16 protein-coding genes and 3 pseudogenes are annotated in these 17227 nt (G+C 67.4%); 13 read left to right on the top strand and 6 right to left on the bottom strand.

Annotated features, from left to right (window positions below; genetic code table 11):
• Nucleotides 1–142: 142 nt before the first annotated feature.
• The 5 genes and pseudogenes from OIC96_RS21960 (at nucleotide 143) to OIC96_RS21940 (ending at nucleotide 5372) form a co-directional block, all read left to right on the top strand.
• Nucleotides 143–889 (top strand): ParB N-terminal domain-containing protein, encoded by a 747-nt coding sequence (locus OIC96_RS21960; protein WP_330306192.1) that lies wholly within the window; start codon nucleotides 143–145, stop codon nucleotides 887–889.
• Entirely contained in the window at nucleotides 886–2364 is a 1479-nt protein-coding gene (locus OIC96_RS21955; RefSeq protein WP_330306193.1) for a ParB N-terminal domain-containing protein, read from the top strand. Before OIC96_RS21960 ends, OIC96_RS21955 begins: the two co-directional genes overlap by 4 nt.
• Before the next feature lie 33 nt (nucleotides 2365–2397).
• Nucleotides 2398–2916 (top strand): hypothetical protein, encoded by a 519-nt coding sequence (locus tag OIC96_RS21950; RefSeq protein WP_330306194.1) that lies wholly within the window; start codon nucleotides 2398–2400, stop codon nucleotides 2914–2916.
• 257 nt (nucleotides 2917–3173) lie between these two features.
• Nucleotides 3174–3941 (top strand): annotated as a pseudogene (locus OIC96_RS21945) (transposase family protein).
• Between the two features lie 240 nt (nucleotides 3942–4181).
• Nucleotides 4182–5372, top strand: a complete 1191-nt coding sequence (locus OIC96_RS21940; protein WP_330306195.1) for an IS110 family transposase — start codon at nucleotides 4182–4184, stop codon at nucleotides 5370–5372.
• Between the two features lie 69 nt (nucleotides 5373–5441).
• Here the strand turns inward: OIC96_RS21940 and OIC96_RS21935 are convergent, their stop codons facing one another.
• Nucleotides 5442–6461: a hypothetical protein gene (locus OIC96_RS21935; RefSeq protein ID WP_330306196.1), complete on the bottom strand. Its 1020-nt coding sequence runs from the start codon at nucleotides 6459–6461 to the stop codon at nucleotides 5442–5444.
• Between the two features lie 443 nt (nucleotides 6462–6904).
• On the opposite strand from OIC96_RS21935, the pseudogene OIC96_RS21930 reads away from it, so the two are divergent.
• The 3 genes and pseudogenes from OIC96_RS21930 to OIC96_RS21920 form a co-directional block, all read left to right on the top strand.
• Nucleotides 6905–7546, top strand: a pseudogene (locus OIC96_RS21930) (transposase family protein); the annotation flags it as partial.
• A gap of 115 nt (nucleotides 7547–7661) precedes the next feature.
• Nucleotides 7662–8411 carry a transposase family protein gene (locus OIC96_RS21925; RefSeq protein ID WP_330306198.1) on the top strand — a complete coding sequence of 250 codons (750 nt, stop codon included), beginning with the start codon at nucleotides 7662–7664 and terminating at the stop codon, nucleotides 8409–8411.
• Nucleotides 8412–8546, top strand: a pseudogene (locus OIC96_RS21920) (IS5/IS1182 family transposase); the annotation flags it as partial.
• A gap of 2 nt (nucleotides 8547–8548) precedes the next feature.
• On the opposite strand, the gene OIC96_RS21915 reads toward OIC96_RS21920, so the two are convergent.
• From OIC96_RS21915 to OIC96_RS21905, 3 genes are all read right to left on the bottom strand, one after another.
• Nucleotides 8549–8920, bottom strand: a complete 372-nt coding sequence (locus OIC96_RS21915) for a hypothetical protein (RefSeq protein ID WP_330306199.1) — start codon at nucleotides 8918–8920, stop codon at nucleotides 8549–8551.
• A 9-nt stretch (nucleotides 8921–8929) separates the two neighbouring features.
• Nucleotides 8930–9208 (bottom strand): hypothetical protein, encoded by a 279-nt coding sequence (locus OIC96_RS21910; protein ID WP_330306200.1) that lies wholly within the window; start codon nucleotides 9206–9208, stop codon nucleotides 8930–8932.
• Between the two features lie 160 nt (nucleotides 9209–9368).
• Entirely contained in the window at nucleotides 9369–11465 is a 2097-nt protein-coding gene (locus OIC96_RS21905; RefSeq protein WP_330306201.1) for a pentapeptide repeat-containing protein, read from the bottom strand.
• A 165-nt stretch (nucleotides 11466–11630) separates the two neighbouring features.
• Between OIC96_RS21905 and OIC96_RS21900 the strand changes: the two genes are divergently transcribed.
• The gene (locus OIC96_RS21900) at nucleotides 11631–11900 is read left to right on the top strand and encodes a hypothetical protein (protein ID WP_330306202.1); all 270 of its coding nucleotides are present in this window, start codon (nucleotides 11631–11633) and stop codon (nucleotides 11898–11900) included.
• A 10-nt stretch (nucleotides 11901–11910) separates the two neighbouring features.
• Nucleotides 11911–12252: a DUF6233 domain-containing protein gene (locus OIC96_RS21895; RefSeq protein ID WP_330306203.1), complete on the top strand. Its 342-nt coding sequence runs from the start codon at nucleotides 11911–11913 to the stop codon at nucleotides 12250–12252.
• Here OIC96_RS21895 and ku read toward each other — a convergent pair.
• Complete coding sequence (ku, locus tag OIC96_RS21890) at nucleotides 12249–13169, bottom strand: non-homologous end joining protein Ku (protein WP_330306204.1); 921 nt, start codon at nucleotides 13167–13169, stop codon at nucleotides 12249–12251. The genes OIC96_RS21895 and ku overlap by 4 nt on opposite strands.
• A gap of 87 nt (nucleotides 13170–13256) precedes the next feature.
• The gene (locus OIC96_RS21885) at nucleotides 13257–13778 is read right to left on the bottom strand and encodes a hypothetical protein (RefSeq protein WP_330306205.1); all 522 of its coding nucleotides are present in this window, start codon (nucleotides 13776–13778) and stop codon (nucleotides 13257–13259) included.
• A gap of 908 nt (nucleotides 13779–14686) precedes the next feature.
• Between OIC96_RS21885 and OIC96_RS21880 the strand changes: the two genes are divergently transcribed.
• The 3 genes from OIC96_RS21880 (at nucleotide 14687) to OIC96_RS21870 (ending at nucleotide 17152) form a co-directional block, all read left to right on the top strand.
• On the top strand, nucleotides 14687–15235 hold the full coding sequence (locus OIC96_RS21880) for a hypothetical protein (protein ID WP_330306206.1): 549 nt from the start codon (nucleotides 14687–14689) through the stop codon (nucleotides 15233–15235).
• The gene (locus tag OIC96_RS21875) at nucleotides 15219–16772 is read left to right on the top strand and encodes a terminase large subunit domain-containing protein (protein WP_330306207.1); all 1554 of its coding nucleotides are present in this window, start codon (nucleotides 15219–15221) and stop codon (nucleotides 16770–16772) included. The genes OIC96_RS21880 and OIC96_RS21875 overlap by 17 nt, the downstream gene beginning before the upstream one ends.
• Nucleotides 16773–16837: 65 nt before the next feature.
• Nucleotides 16838–17152 carry a hypothetical protein gene (locus tag OIC96_RS21870; RefSeq protein ID WP_330306208.1) on the top strand — a complete coding sequence of 105 codons (315 nt, stop codon included), beginning with the start codon at nucleotides 16838–16840 and terminating at the stop codon, nucleotides 17150–17152.
• Nucleotides 17153–17227 lie beyond the last annotated feature (75 nt).

Below are 17227 nucleotides of genomic sequence, written 5' to 3'. Positions count from 1 at the left end.
GTCCAGATGGAGGCACGCGAGCGGGGAGCTGGTGATGAACGCCGACCCGCTGCGGGCGCAGCTGGAGCTGTCGAGCGCGTGATCCTCTAATGTGGGCGGGCGTAGGGCGCGGGGGCACGCTCCTACATGAAGGGCTCCTGCTGTGAGTGCTGTGCCCGCCCGCATTCCTGAGTCGCTGCTGCCGCTGGCGGTGCCGATCGACGACCTGACCGAGTACCACCGCAATCCGCGCAGCGGCGACGTCGACGCCATCGCCGACTCGCTGCGCGTCAACGGCCAGTACAAGGCCATCGTCGTCAACCGCGGCACGCACACTCGCCGCCTCAACGAGATCCTGGCCGGTAACCACACCTGGGCTGCCGCCAAGGAGCTCGGCTGGGAGCAGATCGCCGCGACGTGGGTCGATGTCTCCGACGAGGACGCGGCCCGCATCGTCGTGGTCGACAACCGGACCTCCGACCTGGCTGGCTACGACAGCGAGCTGCTGGCCGACATCCTGGATGAACTGCCCGACCTCGACGGCACCGGCTACGACCAGACCGCCCTGGACAAGCTCCTCGACAGCCGGGCTCTGCCCGACACGATCGACCTGCCCTCCGACGGGCAGGGCACCGGGGCCATGGCCAAGCTGGAGTACCTGCAGTGGGGCTACCTGCAGTGGTCCACCACCCGCGTGCAGATCACCGCGGCCGAGGTGGAGACCCTCACCGCCATCTACGAGCGGTACCTGTCCGAGTCCCGCACCGACCTCGGTTTCGGCTGGCACCTGCTGCAGGAGGCCCACACCGACACCGCCGAGGTGCCCGGCAACAGTGAGGACGCCCCCGGCGACCAGGCCGAGCCCGCCGGCGCCGACGCCGACACCGAGGCCGAGGACGAGGCCGAATGAGCACCGCTCCCGGTATCAGCGCCCCCAACAGCAGCGGCCCTGCCACCACGTTCTACGAGGCGTACCCCCTGAAGGACCTGCGCCCGGCCGAGTACAACCCGCGGCATCTGTCCGAGGAGGCCTTCGAGCGGCTGCAGGCGTCCATCACCCGTCACGGCGTCGTCAAGCCGGTCATCCTCAACGCCAACGGAACCCTGGTCGCAGGCCACCAGAGAACCAAGGCGATGACCGCGCTGGGGATGACGCACACCCCGGCAGTGAAGCTCGGCCAGGTCGTGCGCCTGACCGACGAGATCCAGTTCAACCTCCTGCACAACCGCGTCGAGACCGAGGCGAGCGTCGTGTACGCGCAGCCCGGACCCATCGGCGAGTGGTCGTGGATCCCGTGGCAGACCATCGACGTGGCCGTCTCCCGCAACAAGCCGTTCCAGCAGGCCATTTCCCACATGACAGGCGGGCACGGTGCGTGGGGCAGCGTCGTCATCGACGACCAGGGGCAGATCGCGCTGAACGCCGAGTACGCGGTGGTCGCCGCCGCGAACCACTTCGACGTCCTCGCCTGGACCTGCCCGTCCCTGGACGCGGCGCAGCTGGTCGCCGACCTCACCGGCGAGTACGGCGTGTACGACTGGTCCGGCCTGGAGGACCAGGCGCCCGTCTACAACCAGCACATCGTGCAGCCCAAGCGGCTGCGCCAGTACACCTCGCTGCGCAGGGCCGGGAAGCTGGCCTACAAGTCGGAGGTGTGGGAGAAGCTGGCGCTGCCCCGGCTGCGCGAACGCCCCCAGACGAGGGTGGTGGACTTCGGCGCCGGGCACGGCGACTACGCCAAGAAGCTGCGCCCCGAGGGCTACAGCATCGACGACTACGAGCCGTACCGCACCACCCCCGGCAAGTACGCCGTCGACATCAAGGGCGTCGTCTCGATGATCCGCACGATCGAGAAGCGGCTCGCCGAGCACGGCCTGTACGAGATGGTGGTGTTGGACTCCGTCATCAACGCCACCACGTCGCTGGACTACCAGCACTGGGTGCTGACCGCCGTGAATGCGCTCTGCGCCGGCGACGGCACGGTGTGCATCGGCACCCGCAACCTGCTGGTGGAGCAGGCGTTCGAGGCCAAGCAGCACACGACCAGCGCCAACGACTCCACCCGGCTGTCGTTCCTGGACGCCGAGAACGTCGACATGCGGTTCATGCAGGGCAAGTGGATGCGGATCCGCTACCACACCCCCGGGTCCCTGACCGAGCTGCTGGAGGCGTACTTCGGGCAGGTGACGGTCGCCGGCCGCTCCAACGCCACACTCCGGGCCGTGTGCAAAGACCCCCTGCCGCTTTCCGACCTCGATTACGAGAAGGCACTCGACGAGGAATTCAACATGCCCTACCCCAACGACTTCCGGCATGGGCGGCATAAGCAACTAACGGAAATTTTGATAAAATTGGTTAAAGAAAGGAATAGTCGGGCCGACTAATCCACAGCCCCAATTCGAAGGGGAAATGCACGCATGTCAAAGCCGCCCGCAAGGGTCGGTATCAACGCCGCCGCACCGTACCTGATCATGTGGCTGGCCGGGGTTCGCAACGTGAACCTCGACCGGCACTGCCTGGAAACGTTCGGCTGGTCTGACCGTCACCCGCTCAACCCGAAGACACCCCGCCAAAACGCCACCCTGCCGGCGGAGAACCCGCCGCTGGCCTGGTACCTGTGCGCCCTTCCCCATCCGTGGGACTGGTCGAAGAACGCACACCTGGCCTTCGAGTACGCCGAGGGCCACCAGTGGGAAGGCCCCGCCCTCGTGCACGGTCTGCAGGTGACCCTCGACAACGCTCGCCCCATCACCGGATGGGGCGAGCATTCGATACCCTCCACCGCCCCGCGGCGGGGCCAGTGGAAGTACCGGACCTGCCGCAACTGGCAGTTCGCGTGGTGGCTGCGAACCAACCGGAAGGCACCCGACGCACCGGCCTCCAGCTGGCAGCCGCCGGACGATCCCGACGCACCCGAGCAGCTGACCTTCCTGTAGGCCGGGCGGCCCGGCGACCGGCCAGGTCGGCGGGCCGCACCGCCAGGCGCCCCTGTCGGCGTGTGCTGGGCCGGGGGCTCACTGTGGCGTGCCTTTGAGGTCGAGCTCCTCCCATACCTCCACGCTTACGTCGAAGGCAGGACTCATTGAGCTCTTTCCAACCTGTCGGGTTGGCCGGGCAGTTGGGCTGACAGACAGGTGAAGCCCCTGGTAGATGGGTTTTCGACCAAGAAATCCGTCTCCACCAGAGGCTTCGTGTGCTTGTCTACCCGTCGGGCGTCGACGTGTCCAGTTCTGCCCCGCGTTTCCTGTCCGCCAAGCTCCGTCAGCGCCGCCAGGAGCTCGGTACCCGTTGGCGGCGTCTGAGCGTCGGTCGGCAGGCTCTGCTCACGCTCGCCCATCTTCGCAACGGCCACCCCTATGCCCAGCTCGCGGCCGGGTTCGGCATCGGGACCACGACCGCGTACCGGTACATCACCGAAGCCGTCGAGGTCCTGGCCGCGCTCGCGCCGACCCTTGTGGAGGCCATTCGGACAGCATCAAAGAAGGCGTTCGTGCTGCTGGACGGGACCCTGCTGCCGATCGACCGGATCGCTGCGGACCGGCCCTACTACTCGGGCAAGCACGAAAGGCACGGGATGAACGTGCAGGTCCTCGCCGATCCGTCCGGCCGGCTGTTGTGGCTCTCCCCGGCCCTGCCCGGCGCTGTTCATGATGTCCGCGCGGCCCGCGAGCACGGTGTCGTCGACGCCGTCACCGAGGCGGGCATCACGTGCTGGGCCGACAAGGGCTACCGGGGTGCCGGCGGCACAGTCCGTACCCCGTACTGGGGACGGCGGGAAACCCTCTCCACCGGTCAGCAGGCGGTGAACCGGTCCCACGCCGGAATCCGCGCCCTCGTCGAACAGGCCATGGCCACCCTCAAGTCCTGACGACTTCTCCGCAAGCTCCGATGCTCGACCACCCGGATCACCCGCCTCATCCAGGCTGTCCTCACCCTGCATCTGGCCAGCTCAGACCGATGATGAAAAAGCCTCCCTACGTTGTTCTGCGGGAGGCGGTGAGCCCTTCGTATGGTTCACCCACCCAGGGGCGCCGGGTGTGGTTGAAAAAGCTCTGCCGCTTGTGGCTCTCAGTGATTGGCCACTCGGCGCCCCACGACGACTCGGCTGCCAATTAGGAATTGCGAATGATCGCCAGGTAGGGAATCGACAGCGAGGTCGTCCGTCGGGAGGCACCAGCACCACACCGCACGGAGGCACCACATGGCCGCGATCTGGGCCGGCATCGACGCAGGCAAGACTCACCACCACTGCGTCGCGATCGACGAGAGCGGCCGTCGGCTGCTGTCCCGACGCGTCGCCAACGACGAACCCGAACTGCTCGAACTCCTCACCGATGTCCTGGCACTGGGCGACGAGGTGATCTGGGGCATCGACCTGGCCGACGGCGGAGCCGCTCTGGCCATCACGATCCTGTTCAACCACGACCAGCCGGTGCGCTACATCTCCGGCCGGGCCATCCACCGCGCCTCCGAGAGCTACCGCGGCGAGGGCAAGACCGACGCCAAGGACGCCGCCGTCATCGCCGACCAGGTCCGTGTCCGCCGCGACCTGCATCCCTTACGCGCCACCGAAGAAGCCGTCACCGACCTCAAGATCCTCACAGGGCGGCGCACGGACCTGGTCGCCGACCGCACTCGCACGGTCAACCGCCTGCGAGCCCAGCTCACCGGCGTCTTCCCCGGCCTGGAACGGGTGTTGGACCTCACCAACACCGGCCCGCTCACCTTGCTGACCGGGTATCAGACCCCGGCCCCCATCCGCCGCATCGGCGCCAAACGGCTGGAGACCTGGCTGCGCACCCGCCACGTTGTTCGCGCCGACCGGCTGGCCGAGACCGCCGTCCAGGCCGCCGAACGGCAGCACACCAGCCTGCCCGGCGAGAAGCTGGCCACCCAGCTGGTGCACACGCTGGCGCAGGAGGTGCTGGCTCTCAACCGGCAAGTCGCCGAGCTCGACAAGCTCATCGAGGCTCGATTCCGCGAGCATCGCGACTTCGAAGTGATCACCAGCATGCCCGGCCTGGGCATCATCCTCGGCGCCGAGTTCCTGGCCGCCACCGGCGGCGACATGACGGTCTTCGGCAGCGCCGACCGCCTCGCCGGCTTCGGCGGCGTCGCACCGGTGCCCCGCGATTCCGGGAAGATCAGCGGCAACCTGCGGCGCCCGCAGCGATACAACCGCCGCCTCCAACGCGTCTTCTACATCTCGGCGTTGTTCAGCATCCGACACTGCGACGAGTCGCGCCGGTTCTACGACCGCAAACGCGCGGAGGGCAAGCGCCACACGCAGGCCGTCCTTGCCCTTGCCCGCCGCCGTGTCAACGTCCTCTGGGCACTCCTGCGCGATGGGAGGTGCTACGAGCTCACCCCGCCCAGAGCCCTCGCGGCTTGACAGACCGCATTAGGAATCACTGTGTGCCTTCTGCCCCGTCGTGGCGTATGGCAGCGAGCATGGAGCAGGTCACAGAAAACCTGTGCAGTCATTGACACGGAATCCCTTTTCGAAGGGAGGGTTATCCAGAACGTCTTGCATGAATTGATAGAACGCCTTTTGGATTGACCACGCAGGTGCCCCCATGTCGAGTAGTTTCGCGATCGCCAGGGCCGCCGCCTCCGCAGCAAACGACGAATCCTCAGCTGCTTCATCAGGGGTGATCACCTTCCCGGTTCGCAACTTTCGCGGCGCTCCGACCTTTATGCCGACCGTTACTTTCTTCGGGTAGCTGCCTAGGGGACTTGTGAAGCTAATGGGCACACAGTCCGTCTCTTGCCAATTGTCCAGGACCTTGCGGAAGCTGAAGACTCGGGGAGGTATTTTTCCTTTCGGCGTGCTGGTCGGGGACGCACCTGAGGCAGGCTTTTCCGCAAATGAAACGTCAGAAGACCCGCCGACCGTGATCGTGACCTCAGTCCACGATGATTCTACGATCACAGTCACATCCGGGTCGTCGAACTCGAACACCCCCATCTCGGGGTTGTAGCGAGCCAAGGCGACCACTCGACCCGATGATCCGTCGACTACTGGGACGGGGTCAGGATTTGGACCAGCCTCGACTGAGGGCTCTCCTACGTCGACTCCGCCGGTATCCGCGGGGTCAGTGACGCCGGCATCCACGGGATCGACTCCACCGGTATCCGCGGGGTCAGTGACGCCGGCATCCACGGGATCGACTCCACCGGTATCCGCGGGGTCAGTGACGCCGGCATCCACGGGATCGACTCCGCCGGTATCCGCGGGGTCAGTGACGCCGGCATCCACGGGATCGACTCCGCCGGTATCCGCGGGGTCAGTGACGCCGGCATCCACGGGATCGACTCCACCCGTATCCGCACCGCCAAAGTCGCTGCTGTCTGAGTCTCCGCCACCTCCGCCGCCACCTCCGCCGCCACCTCCGGCGTCACCACTCTCCATGGCCAACGCGGTCTGATCGGGCTCCGCTTCCAGCATGCGGGGGGGATCGTCTTCGTCTTCGACGCCCATTGCGCCTCCCTTAGGCCAGCGCAGCAGCCGCTCTTCTTGCCAGCTTGCCACCGTCTCAATTTTAGGGATTGGGTCATGCTTTCCAGAACTTCTGGAAAAGGCATGCACCGTGGCGCGCCCGAAAGTTGAGGTCCGCCAGCCTGCGCGTTTCAGCAGTTGAACTGACTGCGCTACCTAATCCCCCTCTAACTAGCCCACCACCGCAACGGGGTGCATGCAACTCGGAGCAGTCGCTAGCGTTTCTGTGGACGGCTCAACTAATGGGCAGAATCATAAGACGCAGCGTCTTGGGCTGGCTATTCCATACAACACATATCAGCGCCCCAGGCGCAGTGAGCCCTTTCCAACCTCACGTGCCAGCCGGGCAGTTGGGCTGACAGACAGATGAAGCCCCTGGTAGATGGGTTTTCGACCAAGAGAACCATCTCCACCAGAGGCTTCGCGTGCTTGTCTACCCGTCCGGCGTCGACGTGTCCACCTCTGCCCTGCGCTTCCTCGCCGCCCGCCTGAGGGAACACCGTCGCGCTCTCGGAACCCGATGGCGGCGCCTGAACGCAGGACGGCAGGCCCTGCTCACCCTCGCCCACCTGCGCAACGGCCAGCCCTACGCCCAGCTCGCGGCCGGATTCGAGATCGGCACCACCACCGCCTACCGATACATCACCGAGGCCGTCAACCTCCTGGCCGTCCTTGCCCCTACCCTCGCCGAAGCCGTACGAGCGGCGTCGACGAAGGCGTACGTGATACTGGACGGGACGCTCCTGCCCATCGACCGAATCGCCGCCGATCGCCCGTTCTACTCGGGCAAACACAAGAAACACGGCATGAACGAGCAGGTCATGGCCGATCCGAAGGGGCGCCTGGTGTGGGCTTCACCAGCCTTGGCCGGCGCCATCCACGACGTCCGGGCCGCGCGCGAGCACGGCATCATCGAGGCACTCACCGAGGCCGGCATCACCTGCTGGGCGGACAAGGGCTACCAGGGTGCAGGCGGCACGGTCCGTCTCCCTTACCGCGGCCGATGGGACAGCCTCTCCACCGGTCAGCAGGCCGTCAACCGGTCCCATGCGAAGATCCGTGCACTGAGCGTTTTCAGAGTGTCCACCGATGGGGTGACGGAGAGGTGGGCCGCAACGCACGAGGCACCCGTGCCGTTGAGGGAGGTGTTCGAAGTCTCAACTCATCAGCGCAGGTGCCTCGTTGGTTCCTTATCCTGCCGCACTCGATCTGCCCCACGCGTTGGTCGAGTGGGTCACCATGCTCATCGTCACCCGCGAGGGTGACCGCCGCTGCAAGCTCCCGCCGCACCAACGTGCGCTCGTCGCTCTGGTGTACCTGCGCAGGCACGACACCCTGGCCCGGATCGCTGCCGGCTTCGGCATCTCGGTGGGTACCGCCCACGCCTACACCACCGCCGTGATCAGCCTTCTCGCCGGTCGGGCGCCGGGCCTGCTCAAGGCCCTGCGCGAGCACGAACCGGAGTACGTCTTGCTCGACGGAACGCTCGCCGAGTGCGACCGCGTGGGCGACGGCCGGGCCGACTACTCGCACAAGCACCGCCGCCACGGTGTGAACGTGCAGGTCGTGACCGACCCAACCGGGCACGTGCTGTGGATCTCGCCGGCCTTGCCGGGCCGGTGCCACGACCTGACCGCGGCCCGCACTCATCGGATCATCCGGATCTGCGAACGTCAGGGCGTCCCCATCCTGGCCGACCGCGCCTACACGGGCGCCGGACCCTGGGTCACCACCGGGCGCAGACGCCCACCCGGCGGGCAGCTGACCCCGACAGAACGGACGGTCAACCGTGCACTGGCCACGTCCCGAGCGCCCGTCGAACGCGGGATGGCACGACTCAAGTCCTGGCGGATCTTCAGAAGATCGCGATGCAGCCCGAATCGAATGACGTCAATCGCCAAGGCCGTCCTCGCCCTGGAGAGGCAGCGCTGAAAACGCTCACTGGTAGAGCAGGCCATCGCCACCCTCAAGTCCTGGCGCCTCCTCCGTAAAATCCGCTGCTCGACGACCCGGATCACCAGCCTCGTCCAAGCCGTCCTGGTCCTCCAGCTCGCTGCCACGGGCTGAGATCAACCCGCAGCATTCACCAAGTCCGTCAATTCGGCCTCGGTCGTCCGGGCCTGCAGACGAACGTCGAAGTTGTAACCCTCATCGCCGAACACCAGGTCGAGGTCCATGGGTGTCAGCCTGCGGAAGACGATCGCCAACCAGATGGCGTCTTCCTGCCAGAGTTCCATGTACAGGCAGGTACCGTCCTCGTGCAGATACGCCTCACCGGGGCCGTTCTCCGTCTCGAACTGCCATATCAGGCTGCGCACTTCGCTGCGGTGCAGCGAGTCGATCTCGACCCCGGACCACCGGCCACGGATCGCGTCGGTCAGCGCCTCCCGATCGATGCCCCATCCGCCCGCATCACCCTCAACCACCGCCAAGAACGTCATAGCCAGGGTCTACCAGACGTCCGTGACACAGCGCCGATTGGCTGTCGCCTGAAGTTGGAATGGGCTCATTGCAGCCAGTCGACTTTCGACCTCTTGCTTGACGTCCCCCGCGAGATACATGACGAGTTGCGTCGGCGCATTCTGAGCCGCAGAGCGCCATGTCTCGATGGGACCGCTGTAGCGGTTCTGGAATTGGAGGTCTCCGCGCAGGAGTTTCAGCACCTCACGGGCGTCGTTCGCCTGGCTGTTCGTCGTCTCGATGTGCACCAGGGTTCGCTGTTCAGCCATCGCAATCACCCTCCTTCGAAGGACAGTTTCGTGCCAACTAGTGGCTGAAGCATCTCGTGCGGCACCGCGAGCACCACGCTCTTGGCGCACCACACTGTGCACCTCGTCCAGGGCGGCGGAAGTCTGAGGCTCGGCTCGGTCGACGCAGGGAGGTGGTTGGTCAGCGTTTGATGCGTCCGCGGACGGCGAGGGCGGCGAGGGCGAGGAGAGTGGGTTCGAGGAGGCGGGAGGCCATCTCGATGTAGGTACCGCGGGTGGTGAGGTTCTGTCCGGATGAGCGGAAGACCACCGAGTTCACAGCGACACGGGTGGCCCTATCCGCGCGCGCCCAGGTCATGCGCTGACCCCATCCGCCGTGAAGGGCGGGATCGGGGGTGCTGGTGGCGAGGCTGATCCTTTGACCGTGAAGGGTGCCGGTCGTGGCGGGGTCGGGGTCGTGGTTGGGCAGGCCAAAGCCCATCAGTAGCAGCACGGTTGCGGTCATGGTGGCGAGCAGCCAGCCGGTGGCGCGGAAGGCGCGCAGGCCGTAGCCGGAGAGTAGCCAGTACGCCCACAGCAGGCGGCGTTCGCCCTTCGGAGTGCCGGTGCGGTCGTGGCGGCGCATCTCGCACTCGCCGTAGTAGAAGTCGGCTGCGCCGGGTTCATTCTTGCTGTCCTCGAAGGCTTTGCGCAGCTGCCGGTAGATCGCGGCGACATCCTCGGGGTCGGGGGTAAGGGCGGGGTTGGGGTGATACGGGCCCGGACGCCACTGCCGGGGCCGCGGTGTAGCGCCTGCGGGGAGGGCGGATTGGCCGGTGGTCTGGGCACGCCAGTGGTGTTCCTCGGCAAGGGTGCGCCGGCGCGTCCAGCGGACCGGCCATATGCCGCGGTGGTGCCAGCCGGTGGGGGGGCGGGCGAGAGTGGTGCGTCCTTCGAGGCGGAGCTGGTCGAGGTGGAAGGCTCCGGAGAACGGACAGTCGGACAGGTCGGTGTCGGTCAGGACCAGGTGGGCGGCGTCCACGCTCAGGACCGAGGCCACCCGGACCTCTGCCGGTCCTGCCAGCAGGCTCTCGTCCACCCGCGTGTTGCCGCTGGTGGTGAAGGGGGCGGGGTGGGCGGCGACCGCTACGGGGGCGGACAGGACTGCGTGACTGAGGTCCACTGTTGCGTATCGCAGGCGGATGGTCGCTGTCGAGTCCCACCGGGTTCGCTCACAGTCCACATGCCGCGCCGCTATCTCCAGCGTCACCGACACCCCGAACACCGCCCGAGCCAGAACAACCCTCCCCGCGCACACCACCGGCCCGAACAGTGACGCACCACCGAACTGCGCCCCGCCGAACCCGGCGTCGCCGGAGAATTGCGCCCCGCCGAACCCGGCGTCGCCGGAGAACTGCGCCCCGCCGAACCCGGCATAGCGGGAGAACTGCGCATCGTCGAACAAGGCGGGGCCGGAGAACTGCGCATGGTCGAACCCGGCATAGCCGGAGAACTGTGCATGGTCGAACGAGACGTCGGAGAACTGCGCCCTGTTGAACGAGGCGGTGTCGGAGAATTGCGCCCCGTCGAACGAGGCGTTGTCGGGGAACTGCGCCCTGTTGAACGAGGCGGTGTCGGAGAATTGCGCCCCGTCGAACGAGGCCTCACTGGAGAACCGTGCCTCGCTGAACCCGGCGTTGCTGGAGAACCGCGCCCAGGCGAACCAAGCGGTTCCGGAGAACTGCGCCCCGCTGAACGAGGCGTGGTCGGAGAATTGCGCCCGGTTGAACCAAGCGGCGCGGGAGAACTGCGCCCAGTTGAACGAGGCGTAGTCGGAGAATTGCGCCCCGTCGAACGAGGCGGGGCCAGAGAATTGCGCTTGGTTGAAAAGGGCGGGGCCAGAGAATTGCGCTTGGTTGAAAGAGGTGGTCTCGGAGAATTGCGCCTGGTTGAACGAGGTGGTCCCGGAGAATTGCGCCTGGTTGAACGAGGTGGTGCCGGAGAATTGCGCCCCGCTGAACGAGGTGGGGCCGAGGTGGCATTCGCCCGTGACGGGGTCGAGGAGCGCGCCGAGGAGTTGGGCCAACAGGTTTTGGGTGAAGGGGGTGCCGCTGTGGTCGATGCCGGCGCCAGGGGTCAGGCCCGCCAGGTAGGCGGCGCGTTCGGGGTCGGTCAGGTGAGCGAGGCATACGTTGTGGCCCGGGACGTGGATGCCGCGGCACCCGACGGGGTCGGTGGCAGGGTCCGCACCGTGTGCGCAATAAGGCCAGGGAGGTACAGGGGGCGGTGGCGTGCTCATCGCGTGGCAGCTCCACAGGTCCGTGCCGGTTCGGGCTGGCCTGCGATACCACGCATGACTGCGTCCAGCCGGTTCCCGGCGTGCGGCTAACTACGAATGTGCGGGGCCGCCTATCGCTGAACGTCACACTGGCCACCTGTTGGAGGGCGCGCTACTTTCGAACGTATGAGCGATGGACGGGAAGCGGAAGTGGCCCCGGTTCCGGACGGCGGAGTCGAGGTCCACTGCTACACGCCCTACGAGGTCGTGCGGATCAACCTCTACATCGGCGGCGACTTCTATCGCGGCGTGGCCGTGGCGCACTACGACGCCCCGGACGGTCGGCGCGCGTACGACCTGCGTCTCTGGCCGCGCCCCGCGTCCGCCCCGCACGGCTGGTACTGGTTCGACGAGGGGCGCATGACCCGGCGGGACTACTCAAGCCCGTCGGCCTAGACTCGAACATGTGAACGATCCGCTTCCGCTTACCCGCCTCGACCTGCTGCGCTTCCTCGAGCGCGTGCAGGAGCGCGACCTCGCCCGTACTCGGAAGTGGATCGCGGACGAGGAGCGGCGCGAGATCGAACGGCGCCGAGGCGAGCAGCGGCGCCCGCCCATTCCCGACTGGGTGATCGAGCTGGGGATCGGCTCTGGCGGGCCACCGGTGTCCGTGCACGCGGGATGGTGTCGCATGGGCAAGCGGAAGAAACCCGTCTCTCGTGAGGACGCCATCCGCTTCATCGTCGACGGCGTGCAGCCGTGCGGTATGTGCCACCCGCACACGGAGCTGGGACTGAGCGAGTACTAGGCGCTGCGGGGCTTCCGGCCGGCCGTCTTCTTGGCCTGCTTCTTCGCGGCTGTCTTCTTGGCAGGCTGCTTCTTCGCCGTCTTCTTGGCCGCAGTCTTCTTCTTCGGCAGGTCGTGGACGGTGGCATCCTCGCCGCGCGTCTCCTGAGCCTTGCGCACGGACGCCTCCAAGGTGGCCATCAGGTCCATGACCTTGCCCGTCGGGGCCTCCTGCTCGGGCATTTCTGGTGGGGCGTGACCTTCCCGCTTCGCCTCGATGACCTGCTCCAAGGCCTCCGTGTACCGGTCAGTGAACTCCTCGCCCTCCAGGTCGTCACGGGCCAGCCGGTCGATCAGATGTTCCGCCTCTGCGATCTCCTCAGCGGTGAGCTCCACATGGTCGGGCGCCAACTCGGCGGGGTCGCGGATCTCGTCGTCCCACCGCATTGCGTGCAGGACGATGACGTTGTCACGCACCCGCAGCAGGCCCAGGCGCTCGCGGCCGGACCAGGCGAACTTCGCCACGGCCACCTTGCTGCTCCGTTCGAGGGCCTGGCGGAGCAGGGTGTACGGCTTTGCCGCCACCTGTCCGTCCGGCTGCAGGTAGTAGCCCTCGCCGATCCGGATGGGGTCGATGCTGTCGGCCAGCACGAACGCTTCGATTTCGATCGCCTTCGCGGTCGGCAGCGGCAACTCCCGCAGCTCCTCATCGGCGATGGCGATGATCGTGTCCTTGCCGTACTCGTAGCCCTTCCCGATCTCTCCCTGGGTCACCTCGCGGTCCTCGAGTTCGCAGTACTTGCGTACCCGCACCCGTCCCATGTCCTCCAGGTGGTACTGGTGGAAGTGGACGCTGTGATCGTCGGTGGCGCTGACTACGTGGATTGGCACCGTGACCAGGCCGAAGCTGATCGCGCCTGACCAGATGGTTCGGGGCATGGCAGTCCTCCGCGACGGGCCCCGAGACGGCCAGCCTACGAGTGGCCGCCCCGCTGGGCACGCGGAGAGTGTGTCGCGGAGCCCACCTCAGGGAGCTGGCGGCTGCACCTGGGAGGCGGCGTTCGTGGAGCTGCGTGCGGCGCCAGCGACGAACTTCATGTCATCGGGGTCGCTGCGCCGCAACACGAAGATCTTGGCCAGAGCCAGGAGGCTGGGCCCGCACAGGAGCGCGGCCAGCCACCAGGCGTCTTGCGCTACGTAGACGCCAGCGCCGAGCATCGCGATGGCCACGACGGCGCCGACTGCGAGACCAGCCATGTGCCGGTTGTGCCTACGCTGCTCCTGTTTTTCCTGGGCCTCGCGCTCTGCGGCTGCTGCGGCGGCCGCGTCAGCACGCTCGGCGGCTTCGCGCTGCATATCAAGCCGCTTCATGAATGCCTGGTGGTCCCGCTTGAGTTGCGGCTCAAGGGCCTTGAGGGCGATCTCAAGTTTCTCCGGGCCAAGGACCTCGCCCCACTTCATGGCGATGTTCATGCCCGCCGAGAGAACGGGGTCGGGGCCTGTCGGGGTCTGCGGGATAGGCAGAGAGCTGCTGTCTTCGACGCTCACCGCTTGGCCCCTCCATCGCCACTGGAAGCGGGTTCACAGTCGGCTTCGGTGGGCTCCGGTGGGGGCCCGAGTCGGAGAAAGAGACGCGCCAAGGCGTGGTCGAGGGTTTCCCCGGAGGCGATGGCTACTGCAGCCGCTTCCGCTCCGGTCAGGGGCTCCTCGATCCACTGGCTGAAGCCGGGGCCGAGGGGGAAGTGGGCCACGTTGACCGATCCGATGACCGGGGTCTCGTCCGCGCTCGGGGGAGGCGGGGGAGGCCAAGCTTCTAACAAGATCTCGTACTGCCTACGCGATGTCAGGGCCTGTTGGGCGTCTCCTGCGTTGAAGTTGACCTGTGTCTTGGTAGAGGAAGCCCCTTCCGCTGGTTCACTCGGGCGCAGAGGAGACGGAAGCGGTGGCGCGGGACGGGTGAACACCTGTGTCAGTGTGCCGAGAGCGCGCTTGAAGAGGGCGAATTTCATTGCTTCCCCCGCCACTTGACGATGCCTCGACGGTAGCGGCCCCCGGCCCCGGCCGCGAGGGTTTCAGCCGATGCCGGGCCCGACGACGTCGGCTGGGGAGAGGCGAGCGGACTACGGGTATCCACAGGCATGTATGTCGCAACTGGGGTGGGATGAAGGCCGTTTGGCATTTGCTTACCATCGCGTTCGGGGGCATCGCTCTCGCTGAGCTACGCCGCATCGCCCGCTTCCGGACGTCCCCACACGCACCGCCTCTACCAGTGGCCGCAGCCCGGACTACGGATAGCAGCCCGGCCCACCGCCCACACCAACGGCGAAGGCTGGCCCACTCCTCCCCGCTACCGGCTCAAGTTCTGGTAGCGCCAGGTCGCCCGCCCCCGCCCGGATCTTGCAGTGCCATCATGTTCCTCAGCGCGGGGGCGCGCAGCAGCGGAAGGAATCCTGCCGGTGGGACGCCCCGACAAGGCCGCGCGCGCCGCCATCGCACAGCGGCGAGCCGACGCCATAGACCTACACCTGGCCGGGGTGGACTGGCTCACCGTAGGCCGCAAGCTCGCCGCCGACCCTGCCGTCAACTCCGACCGCATCGCCTACCCCCAGGGCTACGGCGTCGAGCGGTACAGCAAGGGCCTGGAGCCCCCCGACGACAAGCAGCTCATCCACGCCGCCTGCAAAGACGTGCGCCTCGCTCTGAAGGAACGCACCACCGACCTGGAGGGCAAGGTCGAAGAGCTGCGCGCGGTGGACAACCTGCGCTTGGACCGGCTGTTCTTCGTCGCCTACCGACAGGCCGTCAAGGACGGCAACTTGAACGCCATCGACCGCGCGCTGCGCATCCTCGAACGCCGCGCCCGCCTCAACCACCTCGACAAGGAAGCCCCCTCCAAGAGCCTCGCCCCGGAGACGGCAGACGGCGAGCTGACGGCCGTCGCGCTCGACGAACTCGAAGCCCTCATCGGCATATCGGAGGAGGCCGCGCATGGCTCCGACGAGTAGCAGCGAACGCGAAGCCCAGGTGCTGGCGGCCTATCGCACCAAGCCGCCCGCGCAGCGCCGCGCCATGGCCGCGAAAGCCTCACCCGAGCTGCGGGTCCAACTCGCCCGCATCGAACGCCACATAGCCATGGACGCCTCGCCGGGCGCGATGGCCGCCGTCCTCACCGAACGCCGCGAGATGCAGGCCCGCCACCTCCACCTCATCGACCAGGCGTGGATCGACATGGCCGAGGGCCGCGCCGACCGCGTGATGATCACGATGCCGCCCCGTCACGGCAAGTCCCGCCGGGCCTCCCGCTGGGCACCCCTGTGGTACCTGCGCCAGCACCCCGACCGCCGCATCATGATCGCCTCTTACTCCGGGGACCTCGCCGAGGAGCACTCCCGCTGGATCCGCGACGCCATCGAAACCTGGGGCGACGACCTCGGCATCCACCTCAACCCCTCCAGCCGGGCCGCGATGCGCTTCGACATCGCCGGCCACCAGGGCGGCCTCGTCGCAGCAGGAATCGGCGGCAGCCTCACCGGCAAGGGCGCCACCATCGCCCTCGTCGACGACCCCGTACAGGACATGGCCTCCGCCGACTCACCCAGCATGCGCCGCAAGACATGGGAGTGGTGGCAATCCGTCCTGCAGACCCGCCTCGAACCCGACGGGGCGATCTGCGTCATCCAGACCCGCTGGAACGAAGACGACCTCGCCGGCCGCATCCTCGCCGACGCGCAGGCCAACGAGTGGAAGATCATCGACCTGCCCGCCCTCGCCGACAGCGACGACGACCCCCTCGGCCGCAAGCCCGGCGAGCCCCTGTGGCCCCAACGCTTCGACGCCGAACACCATGCCACCACCCGCCGCCGCGTCGGCGAACGCGTCTGGGCCGCCCTCTACCAGCAAAAGCCCCGCCCCCCGGAGGGCGGCGTGTGGCAGCGGGCCTGGATCACCAACCACCGCCTCACCACCGTCGAGTTCGGCGGCCTCGACATGGCCCGCGTCATCGTCGCCGTCGACCCCGCCGGCGGAGAGTCCGCCATCGGCGACGAGACCGGCATCATCGGCGCCGCCCGCGGCTACGACGGCCACCTGTACGTCCTCGAAGACCACTCCGGAAGCATGGGCGCCAACGACTGGGGCCGCGCCGCCTGCCACCTCGCTCTCGCCCTCAAAGCCGACGCGATCGTCGTCGAGTCCAACTACGGCGGCGACATGGCACGCCAGGTCCTCTCCCAGGCGTGGGAGCAGCTGCGCCGCGAAGGCACCACCAACGGCCAACTCATGCCCCGCGTCCTCGAAGTCACCGCCAAGGTCGGCAAACGCCTGCGCGCCGAACCCATCGCTCAGCTGTACGAACAGGGCCTCGTCCACCACGTCGGCGCCCAAGTCGCCCTGGAAGACCAGATGGTCACCTGGGTCGTCGGCATGGACTCCCCCGACCGCATGGACGCCGCCGTCCACGGACTGACCGAACTCGCCGACCCCGACCAGCTCGCCGCCGTCGCCGGGCACATCCACGACGACCGCCTCGGCGGACGCCGATAACGCCCCGGAAACGGCCCCATAAAGGCCAACGGCCCGCGCACGCCCGGCTGTTAGCCTCTCGGCCCATGTCGATCAGGGGGAAAGTCGCCGCCGCAGCCCTCGTGTGCGCGGCTGGTATCGCCGGGGTGATCCTGCTGTGGCCCGAGCCGGACGCAGCGCCCGCACAGCCCACCTCGGACGAGATCAAAGCGGCGGCGCAGGCCCGCCTGGACGCCTCGCTCAAGGCGGGGCGCACCGCACGGCAGGCGATGGAGGAGACCGGCAAGTGGCCCAGCGAGGAGCTGTGCCAGGCCGTGTGGGACCGGAAGAGCGCCTCGGATCGGCGGACCCTGCGGTACGCGATGTGGATGCACGGCTGCGCCGACGACGCCACCCCGTAGTGGCGCGACCCACGGTGCACGATGCTCATGCTCGGCTGCACGAAAACCCCAACCTCCAATGCCGGGCGCGGTAGT

Origin of the sequence: Streptomyces sp. NBC_00775 (assembly GCF_036347135.1) — a bacterium.
GTDB lineage: Bacteria > Actinomycetota > Actinomycetes > Streptomycetales > Streptomycetaceae > Streptomyces > Streptomyces lutosisoli.
This window is presented reverse-complemented; position numbering and strand designations above follow the sequence as displayed.